Annotated in this window: 17 protein-coding genes; 7 read left to right on the top strand and 10 right to left on the bottom strand. The window is 62.9% G+C overall.

Translation table 11 applies throughout. The annotated features are described in order from the left end of the window. Window positions 1–73 precede the first annotated feature (73 nt). Window positions 74–2,554: a beta-glucosidase family protein gene (locus ACT3TS_RS04015; protein ID WP_444530195.1), complete on the bottom strand. Its 2,481-nt coding sequence runs from the start codon at window positions 2,552–2,554 to the stop codon at window positions 74–76. Between the two features lie 59 nt (window positions 2,555–2,613). On the opposite strand from ACT3TS_RS04015, the gene ACT3TS_RS04010 reads away from it, so the two are divergent. Next, window positions 2,614–3,303 (top strand): TetR/AcrR family transcriptional regulator, encoded by a 690-nt coding sequence (locus ACT3TS_RS04010; RefSeq protein WP_444530194.1) that lies wholly within the window; start codon window positions 2,614–2,616, stop codon window positions 3,301–3,303. Here the strand turns inward: ACT3TS_RS04010 and ACT3TS_RS04005 are convergent. The 6 genes from ACT3TS_RS04005 to ACT3TS_RS03980 all read right to left on the bottom strand — a co-directional run bounded on the left by ACT3TS_RS04005 (window position 3,300) and on the right by ACT3TS_RS03980 (window position 10,835). Continuing rightward, window positions 3,300–4,202, bottom strand: coding sequence for a carbohydrate ABC transporter permease (locus ACT3TS_RS04005; RefSeq protein ID WP_444530193.1), 903 nt, complete (start codon window positions 4,200–4,202; stop codon window positions 3,300–3,302). The genes ACT3TS_RS04010 and ACT3TS_RS04005 overlap by 4 nt on opposite strands. Continuing rightward, on the bottom strand, window positions 4,202–5,194 hold the full coding sequence (locus ACT3TS_RS04000; RefSeq protein ID WP_444530192.1) for an ABC transporter permease: 993 nt from the start codon (window positions 5,192–5,194) through the stop codon (window positions 4,202–4,204). The genes ACT3TS_RS04005 and ACT3TS_RS04000 overlap by 1 nt, the downstream gene beginning before the upstream one ends. Continuing rightward, on the bottom strand, window positions 5,191–6,921 hold the full coding sequence (locus tag ACT3TS_RS03995) for an extracellular solute-binding protein (RefSeq protein WP_444530191.1): 1,731 nt from the start codon (window positions 6,919–6,921) through the stop codon (window positions 5,191–5,193). Before ACT3TS_RS03995 ends, ACT3TS_RS04000 begins: the two co-directional genes overlap by 4 nt. A gap of 141 nt (window positions 6,922–7,062) precedes the next feature. Next, entirely contained in the window at window positions 7,063–7,710 is a 648-nt protein-coding gene (locus tag ACT3TS_RS03990; protein WP_444530190.1) for a TetR/AcrR family transcriptional regulator, read from the bottom strand. 324 nt (window positions 7,711–8,034) lie between these two features. After that, window positions 8,035–9,165, bottom strand: a complete 1,131-nt coding sequence (locus tag ACT3TS_RS03985; RefSeq protein ID WP_444530189.1) for an alpha/beta hydrolase — start codon at window positions 9,163–9,165, stop codon at window positions 8,035–8,037. Then, window positions 9,162–10,835, bottom strand: coding sequence for an FAD-binding dehydrogenase (locus tag ACT3TS_RS03980; RefSeq protein ID WP_444530188.1), 1,674 nt, complete (start codon window positions 10,833–10,835; stop codon window positions 9,162–9,164). Before ACT3TS_RS03980 ends, ACT3TS_RS03985 begins: the two co-directional genes overlap by 4 nt. A gap of 93 nt (window positions 10,836–10,928) precedes the next feature. Here ACT3TS_RS03980 and ACT3TS_RS03975 point away from each other — a divergent pair, with 93 nt between their 5' ends. Further along, window positions 10,929–11,996, top strand: coding sequence for a quinone-dependent dihydroorotate dehydrogenase (locus tag ACT3TS_RS03975; protein WP_444530187.1), 1,068 nt, complete (start codon window positions 10,929–10,931; stop codon window positions 11,994–11,996). Window positions 11,997–12,131: 135 nt separating this feature from the next. Here ACT3TS_RS03975 and ACT3TS_RS03970 read toward each other — a convergent pair whose 3' ends face one another. Together ACT3TS_RS03970 and ACT3TS_RS03965 are read right to left on the bottom strand one after the other, a co-directional pair. After that, window positions 12,132–13,136 carry an aldo/keto reductase family protein gene (locus ACT3TS_RS03970; protein ID WP_444530186.1) on the bottom strand — a complete coding sequence of 335 codons (1,005 nt, stop codon included), beginning with the start codon at window positions 13,134–13,136 and terminating at the stop codon, window positions 12,132–12,134. A 135-nt stretch (window positions 13,137–13,271) separates the two neighbouring features. Then, window positions 13,272–13,892 (bottom strand): DUF3043 domain-containing protein, encoded by a 621-nt coding sequence (locus ACT3TS_RS03965; RefSeq protein WP_444530185.1) that lies wholly within the window; start codon window positions 13,890–13,892, stop codon window positions 13,272–13,274. A gap of 70 nt (window positions 13,893–13,962) precedes the next feature. Here ACT3TS_RS03965 and ACT3TS_RS03960 point away from each other — a divergent pair, with 70 nt between their 5' ends. The 5 genes from ACT3TS_RS03960 (at window position 13,963) to ACT3TS_RS03940 (ending at window position 19,073) form a co-directional block, all read left to right on the top strand. Further along, the gene (locus ACT3TS_RS03960) at window positions 13,963–15,423 is read left to right on the top strand and encodes a dipeptidase (protein WP_444530184.1); all 1,461 of its coding nucleotides are present in this window, start codon (window positions 13,963–13,965) and stop codon (window positions 15,421–15,423) included. A gap of 77 nt (window positions 15,424–15,500) precedes the next feature. Beyond that, the gene (locus tag ACT3TS_RS03955) at window positions 15,501–15,887 is read left to right on the top strand and encodes a HesB/IscA family protein (RefSeq protein WP_444530183.1); all 387 of its coding nucleotides are present in this window, start codon (window positions 15,501–15,503) and stop codon (window positions 15,885–15,887) included. A gap of 183 nt (window positions 15,888–16,070) precedes the next feature. After that, window positions 16,071–16,952 carry an aa3-type cytochrome oxidase subunit II gene (ctaC, locus tag ACT3TS_RS03950; RefSeq protein WP_444530182.1) on the top strand — a complete coding sequence of 294 codons (882 nt, stop codon included), beginning with the start codon at window positions 16,071–16,073 and terminating at the stop codon, window positions 16,950–16,952. 13 nt (window positions 16,953–16,965) lie between these two features. After that, entirely contained in the window at window positions 16,966–18,672 is a 1,707-nt protein-coding gene (ctaD, locus tag ACT3TS_RS03945; RefSeq protein ID WP_444530181.1) for an aa3-type cytochrome oxidase subunit I, read from the top strand. Continuing rightward, on the top strand, window positions 18,672–19,073 hold the full coding sequence (locus ACT3TS_RS03940; protein WP_444530180.1) for a cytochrome c oxidase subunit 4: 402 nt from the start codon (window positions 18,672–18,674) through the stop codon (window positions 19,071–19,073). Before ctaD ends, ACT3TS_RS03940 begins: the two co-directional genes overlap by 1 nt. A 178-nt stretch (window positions 19,074–19,251) precedes the next feature. On the opposite strand, the gene ACT3TS_RS03935 is transcribed toward ACT3TS_RS03940, so the two are convergent. Then, the gene (locus ACT3TS_RS03935) at window positions 19,252–19,539 is read right to left on the bottom strand and encodes an HPr family phosphocarrier protein (protein WP_444530179.1); all 288 of its coding nucleotides are present in this window, start codon (window positions 19,537–19,539) and stop codon (window positions 19,252–19,254) included. Window positions 19,540–19,606: the final 67 nt, after the last annotated feature.

Raw genomic sequence — 19,606 nt, 5'->3', positions numbered from 1 at the left:
CAGAATCCCGACGATCATCACTCCATTCGCGGCAAGGAATTCACGGATTCATGCGCGGCTGCGGCCACCCCGCTTACCGCGAGTTTGGAAGGTGGGATGCAACGAGCCGGACGTCGAGTGCGGAGCGTCCCACCATTACTTGCATGGGACCTTGACAGGCCCGCCATTCCGCATCCCAGACCATGAATGCGTGCGGGTCCAACTCAACGTGAATCCGGGTTGGCACTCCCGGCTCAAGAGCGGCAGTGGTGAACCCGGCCAGCTTGCGGGTTCGCCCTCCGTCGGAGGGCTCCACATACACCTGGACCACCTCCGTTGAGCATCGTGAGCCCTTGTTCTCCACCGTGAGAGTGCAGGCACTCCCGGAGCCGTCCAGCAGCAGACCCGAATAACGCCAATTTGACCAGCCCAGGCCATGACCAATGGGGTATGCGGGGGTACGTCCGGCCGCCTGCCAGCCGCGATATCCGACGTTCACTCCCTCCGCATAGTCAACGATGGAGTTGACCGGGATCGCGCCAGGGACGGGCACGTGCGCGGCCTCGTCCGGCAGCGTCCAAGGTAGCCGGCCGGCTGGTTCGGAGTGCCCCGTCAGAACATCCGCGACGGCGTGGCCGAACTCCTGGCCGCCGAGCCAACCCCACAGGATGGTCTCCACGTCGTCCCGCCAGGGCAGCAACACAGGGGCGCCAGCATTGACGACAACAAAGGTGTGTGGGTTGACCGCAGCAACCGCCCGTACCAGAGCGTCCTGGTGCCCGGGCAGCCGAAGCGACTTGCGGTCCCAGCCTTCGCTCTCCACCTCCGGGTTGGTCCCCACGACAACAACGGCGGCATCGGCGGCGGCGGCGAGGGCGCAGGCTGCTGCGATTTCGTCCTCGGCCGACGGGCCAGGTGCCAGGTGACGCAGTTGGGCGCTGACGAGCCGGCCGTAGCCGTCGGCGTCGATGACGTCCAGCACCACGTCCAGCTCGACAGTGCGCGGGTTTTCCACGTCCCAGCTGAAGGACTGACCAGGCGGCAGGTTGACGGTTGAATCCAGCACGACGTTGACACCTGGGTCGTGCACGTTTTCGGCGGCCGGCATGCCGTCGATCAGGACTCGGTACCGTCCGACGGCGCCGATCTCCAGAGTGTGGCGGCCCGGCTGGGACAGGGCGAGTGTGCCGCGAAGGCGCACCGAGGTGCATTCCGGGCCAAAGTCCTGCATCCAGCGCCAGTCCGAGCGGGCACACGACTCGGAAGTCAACACAGAGCCCTCGCCGTCGAGGCACTCGAGAAGGAGTCCGGCGCTGCCGTCTGGCGCCGAGACCAGTGCGGCATCCAGAAGCGGGGGGTGTTCGAAGCTGGTACCCCCGCTGGCATGGCTGACCGAGATTCCAGCCGCCGTGAGCGCCTGTTGCAGGCCGTCCAGCACGGAAACCGTGTGGTCGGTGGCGACATGTGCGCTGCCGCCGCCTTGCGTGTAGGAGTCGGCCGCGTTGGGACCGAGCACCGCCACCGACGAAGTTGTGGCCAGGTCCAGGTGCGGCCGACCTCCATGCTTGAGCACCACCATGGCCCGCGATGCCAGGGCGCGGGACGTCGCGGGCCCGTCAGGACGCTGCACCGACACTGTTACGCCCTGCTTGCCGAGCTTGCCGACGCGCCGGGCCAGCCGGAGCAGGCGCAGGACCTTGTCGTCAATGACGTCCTCGGCCACTGACCCTGTCCGGACGGCTTCGACCAAGGCCGGACCCCACGGCCCGTCAGGGCCGGGCATGACCAGATCCAACCCGCCCTGGGCGGTGGCGACGGTGCTGCTGGCCGCGGCCCAATCACTGATGACGACGCCGTCAAAGCCCAGTTCTGCCTTGAGAACGCCGCAAACGAGATGTGAGTGCTCCGTCATGGGCGCGGACTGCCCGCCGTCGTCCACGCCGTTGTAGGCGGCCATCACAGACCAGGCCCCGGTTTCGACGGCGGCCTCAAACGGGGGTAGATACACTTCGCGCAGCGCCTCCTCGCCCACCCGGCTGACGTAGCTGGTCCGCTCGGTCTCCGAATCGTTGGCAATGAAGTGCTTGACGCAGGCACCGACACCATTTTCCTGCAGCCCTCGGATGAAGCCGGCACCCATGCGGGCAGTCAGCCATGGATCCTCCGAATAGTTCTCAAAGTGGCGCCCGCCCACCGGGGTGCGCTGAATGTTCACGACGGGTGCCAGTACTACGTCGATGCCGAAAGACGTGGCTTCAGCAGCGAAAAATGCGCCTGCCTCGCGCGCGGCTCCCTCGTCCCAGGTGGCGGCAAGGGCACTGGGCGGGGGCATGGATGTGGAGGTGCCGCCGGAAACGACGTCACGGACGCCCGCTGGCCCGTCTGACATGACGACAGAGTCCAGGCCGATTTTCGGGATGGCCAGCGTGCTCCAAGACGAAGCTCCGGTCAGAAGAGCGGCCTTCTCCTCCAGCGATAGTTGCCTGAGCAAGGTGCGCAACTCGGTACCGTCCTCGACGTCCGGGAAGGGGCTTGCCCCGGCGGTCATTGTGGTTTCAATATGGGGATGGTTCATGGGGATGTTCCTCAAGCTGTTGGGAAAAGTGGTGGTGCGTGCGGGACTAGACTGGGGCCATGATTGTCGTGCCAGAGTCGATGTCCGCTGAAGAACGGAAGCAGGGCGACGGCCAACCGGAGGGCTTGCAGAAACGCAAGACGCGGCTGCGCCGCAACGCCATTTTTGAAATAGCAGCTGAAGCTTTTGCGGCCCAGGGGTACTACAACACCTCGTTGATGGACATTGCGAGCCAGGCCGGGATCACCCCGGCAGGGTTGCTGCACCATTTCAAGACGAAGGATGTATTGCTGACGGAGTTGTTGGAACGCAGGGATGCCGAGCATATTGCCGAGGTCCGCAGTCGAGGCGAATTGCGCGGACTGGCGTTCTTGGGCCACTTGGTGGACACCGCCCGCCTGAACGAGCAGCATCGAAGCACCACGAGATTGTATGCAGTGCTCTCGGCTGAGAGCCTCACGGACGGCCACCCCGCCCAGCCCTGGTTCCGTGCGCGCTATGAAGGCCTGCGAGCGATGATCGAGACCGCTGTGGCTGAAGCCGTGGCCGACGGGCAGTTGCCCGCTGGCATGGATGCGGCCCGGACGGCCGTGGCCGCCACTGCGGTTATGGACGGGCTGCAAGTGCAGTGGTTGCTGGCCCCGGACGTGATTGACATGGGAGATACGACTCGGGCTGTCATCGAATCCCTGCTGGGCGTCCGGCTCGAGACGGCCCCGGGTCCCGAGTCGATGGAAGCCGGGCGCTAACCCTTGACGGCGCCTGTCAACATGCCCTTCGTGAAATACTTCTGGGCGAAAGGGTAGACCAGCAGGATCGGGATGGTCGAGATGACGATCACAGCCTTCTGGATGGTTTCTCCCGGGGGTGCGGGCACACCCGGAGGTTGGACGCTGGAAAGCGTGGAACCTTGGACTACATACTGGTTGAGCACCAGTTGGATGGGCCACTTGGCGGCGTCGTTGAGGTAGATCATGGCGTTGAAGAAGGAGTTCCAATATCCCACCGCGTAGAAGAGTGCGATGACAGCCAGCACAGCCTTGGACAGCGGCAGCACGATCCTGATGAAGATTTGAAACTCGCTGGCCCCATCCAGTTTTGCCGCCTCGATCAGCTCACTTGGCAGACCCATGAAGAAATTACGCACAACAATCATGTTGAACGCCGAGATCAGGCCGGGCAGGATCAGAGACCAATAGGAGTCCAGCAGCCCCAGCTGGCGCACCAGCAGGTAGTTGGGGATGATGCCCGCGCCGAAGAGCATGGTGCACAGCACCATGACCAGGATCGGCTTGGCGAAGGGCACGTCCTTGGTGCGGGTGAGCCCGTACGCCAGGGTTGTGGTGAACGCCATGGACAGGACGGTCCCAACAAGTGTCACTCCAGCGGAGACCAGCAGGGCTCTCGTGACGACGCCGCCGGTCAGGATGGAAACGTACGCCTGGATCGAGAACGACGACGGCCAAAATGTGCCCGATGTGGCCGCCTCCGGGGAAGCGAAACTCATCAGGATCACATAGAAGAACGGGTACAGCATGACAACGACGATTGCGGCAATGGCCACTGCCTTGCCGGCCTGGACCAGCGGCCCCGGCCTTTCCATCCAGACCGGACGCGCGTCGGCCCGGCTCGCTTTCAGAATACTCATTAGAAGATTCCTCCTGTTCCAAGTTTCTTGGCAAACTTGTTGGCGGCGATGACCATCACCGTTCCGATGACGCCCTTGAACAACCCAGCAGCAGAGGCAATGCCCCAGTTGCCGCCGGCTATGCCGCGGAAGTAGACAAAGGTGTCGATGACCTCGGCAGCATCGGTCCCGATCGCTGGCTGTTGGAGCAGGATCTGTTCGAAACCGACCGTGAGCACGTTGCCCATGGTCAGGATCAGCAGCAGCGCAATGATGGGCACGAGCCCCGGCAGTGTGATGTGCCAAGTGCGCCGGAACGATCCGGCGCCATCGGTGGCCGCCGACTCGTACAATTCGGTCGGAATGGCAAGTATGGCGGCAAAGAAGATGATGGTGCCCCAGCCGACGTCCTTCCAAATCACCTGGGAAGTGACCAGTGCGGAGAAGGTGTCCGGGTTGGACATGATGTTGACGCCTTCGATTCCGATCCGATCAAACAACGAGGCGACGGGTCCGGCCCCGCCAAGCACCTGCTGCCAGATGGAGATGACAATGACCCATGAGATGAAGTGCGGCAGGTAAACCACGGACTGCAGGAACTTCTTCAAGCGCTCGGAGACCAAGCTGTTGAGCAGCAAGGCCAGCAGGATGGGTGCCGGAAAGGCGAAGGCAATCTGCAGGAACGAGATGATCAGGGTGTTCTTGACTGCGTTGAGCACCTGTGGGTCGGCAAAGATGTCGATGAAGTTCTGGAAACCAACCCATTCGGAGCCGGTGATGCCGCGGTAGGGGGAGAAGTCCTGGAACGCAACGACGTTGCCGAACATGGGCACGTAGGCGAACACGATGAAGAACAGAAACCCTGGGACGATGAAGACATACATGGCCCATTCCCGGCGCATGCGTTTGCGCAGGGAGAGACGGCTGGGCGTGACAGGCTTCGTCCGGCCGCGCGGCCCGGGACGGGCCGGGGCTTCCACCTCCGGGGGAGCTTCGGTGGTGGAAGCACTCATTTGGTGCCCTTGTCCAGCTGCTGCTGGAATTCGCTGCGAATTGCGTCACCGCCGGACTTGCGCCAGTCCTCGCGGTACTTGGCCAGATCGGACAGTGGCATCCGGCCCGATATGATCCCATTTTGATAGTTCAGGCTCAGCTGCCCAAGCTTGGTCCCGGCTGAGATATTGGTGTCGGAGAACAGGCCAACGGTAGGGTCAGCGACGGTGGCGGCTGTCAATTTCTCTGCCTGTGTCTGGTAGTTGGCGGTGTACTTCTTTGCCTCGGTCGGTATGCGGGTGGTGGGGGAGTTGAACACACCCAGGTACTGGATGCCGGCGCGGTCGACGTCGGCCTGGTCGTCTCCTGTGGGCACGAGGGAATGGTCGTCGGCGAACGTGAAGTTCACGCCCTCAATCCCGGAGTTGATGAACAGCGATTCCTTCGAGCCGAAAGGTGAACGCCAGTAGTTGGCCACGCCGAGCAGCGTCTTCAGCCGCGCTTCGTCCTTGGCCGCCTCGGCCGAGATGCCGACCATGCCCCAGTAGCCGGCATCGCGCGGGACCGTGATGTCGCCGCCGTCGAATCCAGGCGGGACGAGGAAGGCCGGTGCCGCACCTGGGGTGCCGGCTGCCAGCTTGGTCAGGATCTTGGCCCCGAAGAAGCCGTTGGTCGAGTCGATGTGAAGTCCAAGTGTGCCCTCGGTGAACATGCCCGAGTTCTTTTCCTTTTGGGTTCCCAACGCCAATGCGTCGGGGTGGAAGACGTTGCTCTGCCACAGGTCGTTCAGGTAAGTCAGAGACTGTTCGAAGCCGTCCGTCTCGATGACGTTAATGAGCTTGCCGTCCTTCAGCTGCCATCCTGTGCCGGCGCGGAACATCCACTGTGTCATGCCGATGATGTCGGCGGTGAGCCCGCCGATGGGCCAGAACTTCTTCCCGGATACGGTGCCAAGCTGGGCCATGTCCGTCAACATGGCCTTGAACTCATCGGCGCTGGCGGGCATGTCTGGATGCCCGGAGGCCGCCATGGCGTCCTGACGGATGACGGGGAAGTTGCTCAAGTACGAGTTCTCGTTGGGGATGCCGAAGATGTGGCCGTTCTTCTGCGAGGCCTTCCACGCATTGGGGTCGATGTTGGCCAGGTTGGGCCACTCCAGGATCTTGTCCCCTGCCAACACATCGGACAGGTCGGCGAAAACGCCGTCACCAATCGCTTGAGCGCCCACGGCAGTGGTGTCCTGGATAAATACCAGGTCCGGGATGTTGCCCGAGGCGATCGTGGTGGCCATCTTGTCGTTGTAGTTGTCCGAGGAGACGAGGGTGGGCTTGAAATTGATGGCCAGGTTCTTGTTCAGCTGCTGCCAGTATTTATTCTTGTCCAATGACTGTGGAGGGGCGCCCCACAGGATCTGGAAGGAGGTGACGTCACTGCCGCCTCCGGGTGCCGTGGGGACCGAACTGAAATAGGAGGCAGGGAAACCAGTGAAGGTGGGAGGCATTCCCGGCACCTTGCTGACGATGGCTCCGGGAACCGTTGTGGCGGGCACGTAGGACGGGGCCTGGAACGCGGTGGCTTTCTTGACGGAGTCATTGGCGCCACCGCCGCTGCCGCACGCGGCGAGCAGGCCGGTCGCGGAAACACCGAGCGCCATGCCGAACAGTCCGCGTCGCGACATGGATGTCCACGGGCTCGGTGTGGTGGTGCGTGCGGCGGGCAGTGCCGCCGAGTCGTTCTGCTGGTTCATGAAGATTCCTCACTTCTTTGTCAGGGAAGGGTGCCGCTTGTGTGGCGACGAAATCTCACTGTAATGTGGATCACTAAAAAAGCCTAATGACCATTTAGTAAGTGACTGTGTAACAGCTAGGCTGTCCGTCCGAAAATGTACTTACACGGAGCTGGGGCTGATGCCATTGACCACGTCCTTTATGACCTTGGCCAAGATGCGCGGCATATCCACGGCGGTCGGATCCAGCAGCCACTGCACCTGCAGCCCGTCCATGAGGGCGATGAGGGCCGACGCCGCATCACGGGCGGCTTCCCGGTCCGTTCCCGGGCCGGCAACCTCCAGTAGGGCCCCCTCAAGCTTCGCCCTGAGAGCGGCCAGTCGTTGCCGGAAATAGGCGTTGGCGGGGTGCCCGGCAGAGACGGACTCCGAGCTCAGGAGAGTGTATGCCTGTACCACGCCAGGGCGTTCAACGTTCATGGCTACGGTGTCCACCAAGTGGTCGAGGAACCCTTGATCGCCACGCCCTTCGTGCATTTGGATGGTCACCACGTCCGTGTCGTCGCGGTAGGTGAGCATGGCCATCAGCAGGCCCTCCTTCGAGCCAAAATGATGCAGAACCCCAGCGCGCGTCATGCCCGCACGCTCGGCCACGCTGGCCAACGAACCCTTGTTGTACCCCTTGGCTCCAAAGACTTCCAGTGCTGCCCGCAACACATCTTCCCTGCGGTCGGTGGTCCCGGTGGTCGAATCGTTCAACATGGCCTCTTCGGAGTCATTGGCCCGCCACGGTGGCGGAGTGGGTGCCATGGACAGCAGCCCCAACTAAGCATCTTAGGCACGAACCGGTCTGCCCAAAGACCGGCCTGCCCACAACGCAAGACAATCGCATGAGCGAGGCACCCGCGCTGGGAAGGTCAGGAATCGGTCCCGACCGGTCCCGATCGCTAAGCACGGAAGCATGGCCAGGAAACGTCGGCGGTCAGCAGAATGGCGACAGGGGTTCGACGTCCGCCTGCAGATTCGGATACCGGACGGGAGGCCTCCGTGTACTCCTTCCGCGCCCCGACAATGCTCCATCCCTAGCGCCGGTTCTTGCCGCACGGATGTATTAATACAGCTGTGTTCCAGGAGTTATTCGACGTAACCGCGCAGCCACCGGTCCAGCCGTCTGTAGGCGTCGTCACGGACGGGTTTGCTGGAAAGAAACACTTCGTGGATTGCACCGTCAAGCCGTTCAAGCGTGACGCTGTTGCCCAGCGACAATGTCCGCAGAGCCAGTGAACGGACATCAAGGACGACGTCTGCCCGCAGCATCTGGTCGTTCCAGACGGGCCCGAGCAGGCTCTTGGCGGAAAGCAGGACGAGGACCGGCATGGGCAGCTTCAGCCCGGCGGCCACCTCCTGCTGAGCCGCCAAGATTGCCTTCATCCAACCCGCCCGGACCGGAAAAGCGTGCGGCGGCCGAAGCGCCTTGTCGACATGCCATTCCCCGTAGGCTTCGGCGCTGATGCCACGCCAGTAAAACGACCTTTCGGGCACCCGCATCCGCATGAGCGGGCGCAGATCGGCCAATTGCACCAAGGGCGTCGCAGCCCGCCTGATGGCGGCACCGCCCTGGATTTCCAGCCACGGGCTGTTGAGAATCAAGTGGCTGACAAGGCCCGGGTGGTGGTGTGCCCACAGGGTCGCAATCAAGCCGCCCGTGGAATGCCCCAGCAAAATGATCCGGTGCTCGGACTGGCCAGCGCCCTCCGTTGCAGCCCGGGCCCCGGCAGTCTCCACGGCGATGGCTGCGTGGGCTGCAAGAATCTCGGCGTCGTAGTCGGCAAGGTCGGCCACGTAGCCGCCCAGTTCAGGGGAGCCAAGGCTGCGGCCGTGGTTGTGAAGATCCAGGGCGTAGAAGGAGTAGCCGCGCGCGGTGAAGAACTCCGCCAGTCCGGTGTTGAAGAAGTAGTCGCTCCAGCCGTGGATGAACAAGACCGCCCGGCCGGGCGGTGTGTCTCCGGCCGAGGCGCCAGCCACGGGCCGGTGCCGCACCAGCGTGGCCCGGTAGATGCCAGCCGAATTTACCGGGGCGGCGCTGGCAGCTGCGGCGCCAGAGGACGCGGCGCTGGCAGCCGCGGGACTCGCGACTGTCGGCTGCGTGCTTGCCGAGCCCCCACTTTTTGGGCCCGCGGTGTGTCGCATGGGGACCCGCAAGGTGGCCGCCTGGTAATCGGGACCAAGGATGTCGGGGAGCCAGCGTGGCTGATCCGCCGTCATGCTCCCGTGGCGCCAGCTGCGTGCCGGCCCGCAACGCGTCCTGAGAAAAGGCAGCCGCCAAGGAACGTCCCCTCCAGCGACCTGTTGCCGTGCAGCCCGCCGCCACCGAACCCGGCCGCCTCACCGGCCGCATACAGTCCCTCGATGGGTGTTCCGTCGGCGGAAAGCACCCGCGCGGACAGGTCGGTGGCCAAGCCGCCAAGGCTCTTGCGGGTGAGCGTTGTGAGGCGGACTGCAATGAGCGGCCCATGTTCCGGGGCAAGCATCGGATGGGGCGGCACCACACGCATCAGTTTGTCCGTGGCAAAGCGGCGGGCCTCCCTGATGGCATTGAGCTGCGTGTCCTTGCCCAGGCCACTGCTGACCTGCCGGTCCCTGGCCACCAGGGTCTCCTGCAGTCCGTCAGGATCGATCAGCCCGGAGCCGACAAGCTTGTTCATTTTCCCTGCCAGCTCCACGGCGGTGTCGGCCTGAACAAAGTCCACCCCGTAATCAATGAATTTTTGGACCGGACCCGTGGCTCCGGGAAGGGCCCGCTTCGCCAGCAGCTTCATGTCCTTGCCCGTCAAATCAGGGTTCTGCTCGGATCCGGACAGCGCAAATTCCTTGCTGATGATCGTTTTGTTCAACACGAACCAGGAGTGGTCGTGGCCCGTGGTTTCCAGATGCCGCAACGTGCCCAGTGAGTCGAAGCCCGGGAACAAGGGGACCGGCAGCCGGCGCCCCGTGGCATCAAGCCACAACGGGGATGGTCCGGAGAGGATCCGGATGCCGTGGTTGGGCCACACAGGGTCTGGATTGTGAATGCCTTCCGGATAGTGCCACATCCGGTCCGTGTTGATCAAGGCGCCGCCGGCACGGGCCACGGCCTGCTGGAATTCGCCGTCGACCGAGGCTGGAACTCCAGTCAGCATGTAGTCCGGGCCGGTGCCGTTGGGCCACTGCTCGCGAACCATCGGGTGATTGCCGCCGATGCCGCCGGTTGTCACAATGACCGCTTCGGCCGACACATTGAACCCGCCAGTGACTTCCCTGCTGCTGGCTTCGCCACGGTTGGCCGCGGAGTCCTCAAGCACGTCGCCGCGCACCCCGGTGACGGATCCGCCGTCGAACATCAGCTCCGTGGCACGGTGCCGGAAGGCCAGCTGCACTTTGCCGGCGGCCACGCCCTCCTGGACCTTGGCCAGGAACGGCGCAAGAATACCGGGGCCGGTGCCCCACACCACATGGAAACGAGGGACCGAATTGCCGTGGCCCTGGGCGTCATAGCCGCCGCGCTCGGCCCACTGCACCAGGGGAAAGAACCGGACGCCCAGCGAATGCAGCCAGGCCCGCTTCTCGCCCGCCGCAAAATCGACGTACGCCTCGGCCCAGCGCCGTGGCCAGGCGTCCTCGGGACGGTCAAACGCTGCAGAACCAAGCCAATCGGAGAGCGCAAGCTCGGCCGAATCCTTCACGCCCAGGCGGCGCTGTTCGGGGGAATCCACGAGAAAAAGCCCGCCGAAGGACCAGTGTGCCTGACCGCCAAGGGACGCCTCGGGTTCTTGATCCAGAATCAACACCGTGCGCCCGGCGTTGTACGCCTCCGCCGCGCTGACCAGGCCGGAGAGCCCGGCCCCAACGACCACAACGTCCGCGTGCTGCCATGTCCTTGCACCATTGCTATCCATGAGGACATGCTAACGCGCTTTGCCGGGCCGGATGCGGCATCGTTCCGGCGGAGGTGTTTTGCAGTTCCGGCGCCGAACCGGAAAACTAGGAACATGCGAATATATCCCACAGTTTTCCGGCTCTGTTTCTCCTGGATGGACGCCGAACGGGCGCACAAGATCGGCTTCACCATGATCAAGGCGAGCCAGGCGGTGGGGGCTGGTGCCGTGCTGCGGCGCATGTTTGCGCCCCCGGCGTCACTGCAGACCGAGGCGCTTGGCCTGACCTTCCCCACCCCGTTCGGGCTTGCGGCCGGGTTCGACAAGGAGGGCAAGGGCATCAATGCGCTGGCCAATTTGGGCTTCGGCCACGTTGAAGTGGGGACCATCACCGGGCAGCCGCAGGCGGGCAACCCCCAGCCGCGGCTCTTCCGCCTGGTTGAGGACCGTGCCGTGATCAACCGCATGGGTTTTAATAACGACGGCGCAGCCGCCGTGGCGCCACGACTCAAGCAGGCGTTGGCAGGCCTGGGCAGGAACTACCCCGCAGTGCGTCCGATTGTGGGGGTGAACATTGGCAAGACCAAGGTGGTTGAGCTGGCTGATGCGCTCGGGGACTACCTTGTCAGCGCCAGCACCCTTGCCCCTGCCGCCGACTACCTCGTTGTCAACGTGAGCTCGCCCAACACCCCTGGCCTGCGCCTGCTCCAGGACGTTGCCACACTGCGTCCGCTGCTTACGGGTGTCCGGGAAGCAGCCGATGCGGCTGCCGGCAGGCATGTCCCGCTGTTGGTGAAAATTGCCCCCGACCTGGCCGACGAAGACGTGGCCGACGTTGCCGCGCTGGCACTGGAACTCCAGCTCGACGGCATCATCTGCACGAACACCACCATCAGCCGCGACGGCCTGCACAGCCCGTCCGCACTGGTGGCTGAAAAGGGAGCCGGCGGACTGTCCGGGGCTCCGCTGAAGGCGCGGTCACTTGCGGTGCTGCGCCAGCTGAAAGCAGCCGTGGGCGAGCGGCTGACACTGATCTCGGTTGGCGGCGTGGAGACCGGTGCGGAGGTTCAGGAACGCCTTGACGCGGGTGCCACCCTGGTGCAGGGCTACACGGCCTTCCTGTACGAAGGACCGTTCTGGGCGGCCCGCATCAACAAGGAACTGGCAGCCCTGCGCAAATAGTTCTGGACAGGACGAAGCCCGGCCCCGCAGTTGGAGGCCCCGGAGCGAGGATGGATTTTGCTCGCGAGGAACGAGCGGCAAAATCATACTGCTCGCGAGGGGTCTGTGACGGAGGGGCCGGGCTTTCGTCTCCGGTTACGCCACGCGCGTCGGCGGGCTGACTGTCTTGGCCGGGTCGTTGACGAGGCTGGGCGCCAGAGCGGTGTCAATTGCTGCCATGAGTTCGGCCGGGATCTTCACGCCGGACGCCTTCACGTTCTCTGCGACCTGCTCGGGGCGGGACGCACCAACCAGGGCAGTGGCGACGTTGTCGTTTTGCAGCACCCAGGCGATGGCCAGCTGCGGCATGCTCAGGCCCAATTCATGGGCGACGGGCTGCAGCTTCTGCACGTTCCTGAGGATGTCGTCATCGAGGAAGGCCTTGATGGTGTTCGCCCCGCCGTGCTCGTCGGTTGCACGGGATCCGGCCGGCAGCGGCGCACCGGGCAGGTACTTGCCGCTCAACACGCCCTGCGCCATCGGGGACCACACGACCTGCGACATGCCCAGCTCCTTCGCCGCCGGGATCACTTCGGGTTCAATGACCCGCCACAGGGCAGAGTACTGCGGCTGGTTTGAGACCAGGGAGAACCCTGCTTCCCGGGCCAGGCGCTGGCCGTCGCGCAGCTGCTGGGCATTCCATTCCGAGACACCGATGTAGAGCGCCTTGCCCGCACGGACGACGTCGGCAAAGGCGGCGATGGTCTCTTCGAGCGGGGTTTCATGGTCGTAGCGGTGCGCCTGGTAGAGATCCACATAGTCCATGTTCAGGCGGCGCAGGGAATTGTTGATGCCTTCCATGATGTGTTTGCGGGAGAGGCCCGTGTCGTTGGGTCCCTTGGGCCCCACCGGCCAGTAGACCTTGGTGAACACCTCCAAGGATTCACGCCGCTCGGAGGCCAGGGCCGCACCGAGGACTTCCTCTGCGGCGCCGTTGGCGTAGGCGTCGGCCGTGTCAAAGGTGGTGATGCCGGCGTCGAGCGCGGCACGAACGCACGCCGTGGCCACGTCATTCTCCACCTGGGAGCCGTGGGTGAGCCAGTTGCCGTAGGTGATTTCAGTGATTTTCAGGCCCGATCGGCCGAGGTAGCGATATTCCATGAGCCAAGCCTAGCGTTAGGCGCCGGCGGCCGAGGGGCACCGGGAGCCCAAGAGTGTCCGGTCTTAAATGACGACGCCGGCCGCTTCCGTGGGGAAGCGGCCGGCGGGTTGCGTCCGGGCGGGGTCTTGACAGGGTCAGGAAGGCCATTCCCCGCGGCGCACCATGGGCTTGGGGAGGCGGAGGCGGCGGAACTGCATGGATCGCATGGAGCCGTACCAGACGACGCCGGAATCAACGGAGCCGAATTTCGCGGCCAGCAGCTTCTTGAGTTTGCGCGACATCAGCCACACGTCAACGGCCACAAAGGCGACCATGACCCAGAACAACCCAAAGATGATCAGCTGGGAGTTGTTGGAGCTGCCGTCGGAATTGCGCACGGGAATGATGACAGTCAGCAGCACGATGGCCAGCGCAGCAAACATCACGAACTCGCCGAGGCTGAACCTTGCATCAACATAGTCGCGGGCGTAACGCTTCTGGGGTCCCTTGTCACGGGCCGGCAGGAACCGCTCTTCGCCGGTGTCGAGGGCGCGGCGCATGCGGGCCTGTTCCTCACGCCGGGCATCACGGGCGGCAACCTTGGCGGCCGCCCGATCATTGGGCACCAGGGGGCGCTTGCGTGCCTCTTCCTGTGCCCTGCGCGAGGGCGTGGGCACGCCCTTGGCTGATTGCGGGTCCTTGAACCGGGCAAACTGCTCGTCGGAGGCAGGCGTTATCTGCGGGTCGGGGGCTTGATCTTTCTTACGTCCAAACACCCATAAAGGATACCCCGAACCGGCTCTTCAGCTTGACCGTGGCGACTTCGGCGGCGGTAGTCTGGGGAATATGACCCCTCAACAACCGGCAGCCAATGAACTTGGCGCCAATTTGACATCCATCACTGCCCAACTGCCCACAGCCGAGCTGCGCGACCGCGTGGCAGCCAGCTTCGCCAAGACTGTGGCGGAGCTGGTGGAGCTCGTGGCGATCCCCGGCATCGCGTGGGACGCCTTTGATGCCGCACAACTGGAGCGCAGCGCGGAGGCGGTTGCCGAGCTGATCCGCTCCACCGGACTGGACGACGTGCAGATCCTCCGGGTTGCCAAGGACGACGGCGGCCAGGGCGGGCCCGCCGTCGTGGCCAGAAAGGCGGCGGCACCGGGCCGGCCAACAGTGGTCCTGTATGCCCATCACGACGTGCAGCCCCCGGGGGAGCGGGAGCTGTGGAGCAGCGAACCCTTCACGGCCCAGGAACGCGGCGGGCGCCTGTACGGACGCGGCGCTGCCGACGACAAGGCGGGCATCATGGCCCACATCGCCGCTTTCCGGGCCATCACCGAGACGCTCGGTGAGGACTTTGGTGTCGGCGTAACCTTCTTCATCGAGGGCGAGGAGGAGGCGGGCTCGCCCACTTTCGGCACGTTCCTGAAGGAACACCGCGAACTGCTGGCCGGCGATGTCATTGTCGTCGCCGACTCTGCCAACTGGCAGGTCGGAATCCCCGCGCTGACCACGAGCCTGCGCGGCCTCGTCGACGGCACGGTGGACGTGCGGGTCACCGACCATGCAGTGCACTCGGGCATGTTCGGCGGACCGCTGCTCGATGCCCCCACCCTCCTGGCCCGGCTGATCGCCACCTTCCACGACGAACAAGGCTCGGTCGCCATCGAGGGCCTGCACCGCGGCGTGGAGCCTGTGGTGGACTATCCGGAGGAAACCTTCCGCGCGGACGCTGCCGTGCTCGAAGGCGTCCGGCTCGCGGGGAAGGGCAGCATCACCTCACGCCTGTGGACCCAGCCGGCACTGTCCGTCATTGGCATGGACATGCCCAGCGTGGATATGAGTTCCAACACGCTCCTTCCCGCAGCCCGGGCCAAGATCAGCCTCCGCCTGGCGCCGGGGCAGGACCCCTCGGAGGCCATGGCGGCAATCCGGGAGCACGTGCGGGCGCACGCACCCTTCGGTGCAACGGCCACGTTCACCCCCGGAGAGGCAGGGCAGGCCTTCGCCACCAACACCCAGGCCCCGGCCGCGCAGGCAGCACTGTGGGCGCTGGGGGAGTCGTGGGGCGTCGCCGCCGTCGAAACGGGCATGGGAGGCTCCATCCCCTTCATCGCAGACCTGAAGGCCACGTACCCGAACGCCCAAATCCTCGTCACGGGCGTGGAAGACCCGGATTCCCGGGCGCACAGCGCCAACGAATCCCTGCACCTGGGCGACTTTGAGAAGGCAATTGTGGCCCAGACGCTCCTGCTGGCAGCCATCAACCACGGTGCACTCGACGAAGCTCGGGAACAGAAGGCATGACGCTATGGTTGACATAAGTTAGCGCCCCTGCCGGGCCCGACGTAGCATGTAGTAGTACTCTCACGTAAGGAAATGCCATGACAGCAAATGTCCACGAAGAAACCTCATCTGCCGCTGTTGCACAGGCCGAACTGCCCACCCACGGTGTGTTGATCAGCGATGTTGCTGCCGGCAAGGTGCGCAGCCTGCTTGAACAAGAAGGCCGCACGGACCTGCGACTGCGTGTGGCTGTTCAGCCTGGTGGTTGTTCAGGCCTGATCTACCAGCTCTACTTTGACGAGCGGATGCTCGACGGGGACGCTGTGCGCGACTTTGAAGGTGTTGAAGTTGTCATTGACAAGATGAGCGTGCCCTACCTCGATGGTGCAAGCATTGACTTTGAAGACACCATTTCAAAGCAGGGTTTCACCATCGACAACCCGAATGCCGGGGGCTCTTGCGCCTGCGGTGATTCATTCCACTAAGCACGTCTTTCTACTCGATGTAGAGCCTGTCGGAAAAAATTCCAGATGGACATTCGACGCACGGAGGGTTTGGTGCGCATTTTGCCTGCCATAGCGGTAAGCTCTACATCGAGTAGTAAAACCCATTTAGCTTCGGCGGGAATAGTCCGCCGCAGAGCACAGTAAGAAGAGGAAGGGCCGTCTGTGAGTTCGCAGGACCGAACCGGCAGCCGACGCGCAAAAGTCATCCCCCTAACGGGGTTGGCGATTGCCGGAGCGTTAGCTTTGTCAGGATGTACGGCAGAGAATAAGAATGGCTGGATGCCAGGCGAGCGTGATACCACCAATCACACGGCCGGGATCATTGATCTCTGGGTCAACACCTGGATCACAGTCTTGATCATCGGCCTCATCACGTGGGGTCTGATCATCTGGTGCATCATTGCGTACCGTCGTCGCAAGGGTGCCACTGGTTTCCCCCGACAGACCAGTTACAACCTCCCGTTGGAGATCTTTTACGTTTTGGTGCCGTTGTTCATGGTGCTGGTGTTCTTCCACTTCACCGATGTGGAGCAGCAGTCCATCAACGCCCGTGACGACAACCCGGATGTCACCATCGACGTGCGGGCCAAGCAGTGGTCATTCGACTTTAACTACCTGGCCGGCAACGACGTCAAGGATTCAGTGTATTCCGTAGGTGTCCAGGCAGAGCTGGACGGCAAGCCGTTCGACAAGTCAACGCTGCCCACACTGTATTTGCCCGTGAACCGTTCGGTTGAGCTGCAGTTGAACTCCCGCGAAGTGATTCATTCCTTCTGGGTACCTGCGTTCCTGGACAAGAAGGACATGCTCCCGGGCAAGACCAACTACATGACCCTCACGCCCACGGCGCTGGGCACGTACGACGGCAAGTGTGCTGAGCTTTGCGGCGAGTACCACTCGGAAATGCTGTTCAATGTCAAGGTTGTCACCCAGGCCGAGTTTGACGCTCACTTGGCCGAATTGAAGTCAAAGGGCCAGACCGGCGAATTGACTGAGAAGTACGACCGTAATCCCGGCGCAATTAATTCTGTGAATCAGAAGTAGGGGGGAGAGGAAAGTGTCTACGCTCGAGTACTCGGCAACCGAAGTCTCTTCGGCTGCACCTAGGGTCGTTCCCGTGTCCAAGGGACGCATTGTCGTCAACTGGATCACCTCAACAGACCATAAGACCATCGGGTACATGTACCTGATTGCATCATTTATTTTCTTCTGCCTCGGTGGCGTCATGGCGCTCATCATCCGTGCGGAACTCTTTGAGCCTGGCATGCAGATCCTGCAGACCAAGGATCAGTACAACCAGTTGTTCACCATGCACGGCACCATCATGCTGCTCATGTTTGCAACACCCTTGTTTGCCGGTTTCGCCAACGTCATCATGCCCCTGCAAATTGGTGCACCCGACGTTGCGTTCCCCCGCTTGAACGCCTTGGCGTTCTGGTTCTTCCTGTTCGGCAGCACCATTGCAGTCACAGGGTTCATCACCCCGCAGGGTGCAGCAGCCTTTGGTTGGTTTGCTTACGCACCGTTGTCGAACACCACATTCAGCCCCGGAGTCGGCGGCGACTTGTGGGTGTTTGGCCTGGCGCTGTCTGGCTTCGGAACCATCTTGGGTTCGGTCAACTTCATCACGACCATCATCTGCCTGCGTGCCCCCGGCATGACGATGTGGCGCATGCCCATCTTCACCTGGAACACCTTGATTACCGGCATCCTGGTCCTGATGGCGTTCCCGCCGCTGGCCGCTGCACTGTTCGCCTTGGGCGCTGACCGCCGATTTGGTGCACACATATTTGACGCCGAATATGGCGGGGCCATGTTGTGGCAGCACTTGTTCTGGTTCTTTGGCCACCCCGAGGTATATATCATCGCCTTGCCCTTCTTTGGCATTGTCTCGGAGATCTTCCCGGTGTTCAGTCGCAAGCCAATCTTCGGCTACAAGGGCTTGGTTTTTGCAACGATCTCCATCGCCGCTCTTTCTGTAACGGTATGGGCCCACCACATGTACGCGACCGGCCAGGTCATGCTGCCGTTCTTCTCGTTCATGACAATGCTGATCGCGGTGCCGACAGGCGTGAAGTTCTTCAACTGGATTGGCACCATGTGGCGTGGTTCGTTGACGTTCGAAACGCCCATGCTGTGGAGCCTTGGCTTCATTGTGACGTTCCTTTTCGGTGGCCTGACGGGCATCATCCTCGCCTCACCGCCGTTGGACTTCCATGTTTCTGACACTTACTTTGTGGTCGCCCACTTCCACTATGTGGTCTTTGGCACCGTGGTGTTTGCCATGTTTGCCGGTTTCTACTTCTGGTGGCCGAAGTTCACCGGGAAGATGCTTAACGAGCGTCTGGGCAAGATTCACTTCTGGCTCTTGTTCCTCGGCTTCCACGGCACGTTCCTGATCCAGCACTGGTTGGGTGTTTTGGGCATGCCGCGTCGTTACGCCGACTACATGATCGAAGACAACTTCACCTGGATGAACCAGTTCTCGACGATTTCATCGTTTGTTCTGGGCGCATCAATGATTCCGTGGTTCTGGAATGTGTACATCACCTGGCGCAGTGCCAAGAAGGTCGAAGTTGATGACCCTTGGGGCTTCGGTGCTTCCTTGGAGTGGGCAACATCCTGCCCGCCTCCGCGCCACAACTTCACCTCGCTGCCTCGCATCCGCTCGGAGCGGCCGGCGCTTGATCTCCACCACCCGGAGCTTGCTCCGCATTACCAGCCGGCACAGCCGGTCGGCGCATCCTCGAAGGGAGCTAACTAATGAAGATTGAAGCATGGCTCTTCCTCCTCCTGGGCGTGTTCTTCATTCCGGTGGCCGTTGTCTACGGATTCATGGTCGATTGGAATGAGCACGTCGGATACCTGGCCTTGTTCCTGCTGGCCGCCCTTTGCCTGATGATTGGCGTCTATGTCTTCTACACCGGGAACCGTGTCGGTCCCCGTCCCGAAGATCGACTGGATGCTGAAGTTCATGAAGGTTCCGGCGAGCAGGGGCACTTCAGCCCCTGGAGCTGGTGGCCGCTGGTTCTCGCACTTGCCGCCGCCTCAGGTTTCCTGGGGTTGGCAGTGGGCTGGTGGGTGTTCCTGTTCGGCGCCGGCCTGACCGTCATCGCCTTGGTTGGCTGGGTCTACGAGTACAGCCGTGGAGACCACGCACACTAAGCCTGCACGCAGTGGGCTTTTGAACACGAAATAGGGTTTGTTCCCGCCGAAAGGCGGGAACAAACCCTATTTTTTTGTCTGCGTCTTTTCCGTCAGGAGATGCGTCTCCGGCCCGGTTCATCTGTGGACGGCCGCCACCGGGCCGAGCCCTCGGGGCCTGGAGGTGCCGTCTGCGGGGTCAGGCCGGGTCTGTCAGGTCAGTGAGCAGCAGCGCAGCCAACTCGTCCACGGCCGCGCGGACGGACTGGATGTCGGCCTCGCAGGCGCCGACGCCAATCTCAATCTCGGCGCCGTGCTCGAAATCGGCACTCATGACCTCCAACAATGATCGGCCGTCGACGGCGGCCAGGCCCTCCCTGGCCAGGGTGATGGGCAGACCGGTCCGGTTGACGGCCCTGACAAAGACAGCGGCTGGTCGGGCGTGCAGTCCCACACTGGCCGCCACTGTGGCTTTCCGGGTGTACATGGTTTAACTCCTTGGCGGTTGATGTTCTGTATTGAGAGTAGTCGTGTTTTAGGCTGGTACCTGTGAA

Origin of the sequence: Specibacter sp. AOP5-B1-6, assembly GCF_052376555.1 — a bacterium.
Classification (GTDB): Bacteria; Actinomycetota; Actinomycetes; order Actinomycetales; family Micrococcaceae; genus Specibacter.
Note: the sequence above shows the minus strand (reverse complement) of the source record. Positions and strands in the feature narration are given on the sequence as shown.

Excerpts from the sequence above, each read along its gene's own strand:
- ACT3TS_RS04015 (WP_444530195.1), bottom strand. The coding sequence starts at position 2,554 with ATGAACCATCCCCATATTGAAACCACAATGACCGCCGGGGCAAGCCCC.
- ACT3TS_RS04010 (WP_444530194.1), top strand. The coding sequence starts at position 2,614 with ATGATTGTCGTGCCAGAGTCGATGTCCGCTGAAGAACGGAAGCAGGGC.
- ACT3TS_RS04005 (WP_444530193.1), bottom strand. The coding sequence starts at position 4,202 with ATGAGTATTCTGAAAGCGAGCCGGGCCGACGCGCGTCCGGTCTGGATG.
- ACT3TS_RS04000 (WP_444530192.1), bottom strand. The coding sequence starts at position 5,194 with ATGAGTGCTTCCACCACCGAAGCTCCCCCGGAGGTGGAAGCCCCGGCC.
- ACT3TS_RS03995 (WP_444530191.1), bottom strand. The coding sequence starts at position 6,921 with ATGAACCAGCAGAACGACTCGGCGGCACTGCCCGCCGCACGCACCACC.
- ACT3TS_RS03990 (WP_444530190.1), bottom strand. The coding sequence starts at position 7,710 with ATGGCACCCACTCCGCCACCGTGGCGGGCCAATGACTCCGAAGAGGCC.
- ACT3TS_RS03985 (WP_444530189.1), bottom strand. The coding sequence starts at position 9,165 with ATGACGGCGGATCAGCCACGCTGGCTCCCCGACATCCTTGGTCCCGAT.
- ACT3TS_RS03980 (WP_444530188.1), bottom strand. The coding sequence starts at position 10,835 with ATGGATAGCAATGGTGCAAGGACATGGCAGCACGCGGACGTTGTGGTC.
- ACT3TS_RS03975 (WP_444530187.1), top strand. The coding sequence starts at position 10,929 with ATGCGAATATATCCCACAGTTTTCCGGCTCTGTTTCTCCTGGATGGAC.
- ACT3TS_RS03970 (WP_444530186.1), bottom strand. The coding sequence starts at position 13,136 with ATGGAATATCGCTACCTCGGCCGATCGGGCCTGAAAATCACTGAAATC.
- ACT3TS_RS03960 (WP_444530184.1), top strand. The coding sequence starts at position 13,963 with ATGACCCCTCAACAACCGGCAGCCAATGAACTTGGCGCCAATTTGACA.
- ACT3TS_RS03955 (WP_444530183.1), top strand. The coding sequence starts at position 15,501 with ATGACAGCAAATGTCCACGAAGAAACCTCATCTGCCGCTGTTGCACAG.
- ACT3TS_RS03940 (WP_444530180.1), top strand. The coding sequence starts at position 18,672 with ATGAAGATTGAAGCATGGCTCTTCCTCCTCCTGGGCGTGTTCTTCATT.
- ACT3TS_RS03935 (WP_444530179.1), bottom strand. The coding sequence starts at position 19,539 with ATGTACACCCGGAAAGCCACAGTGGCGGCCAGTGTGGGACTGCACGCC.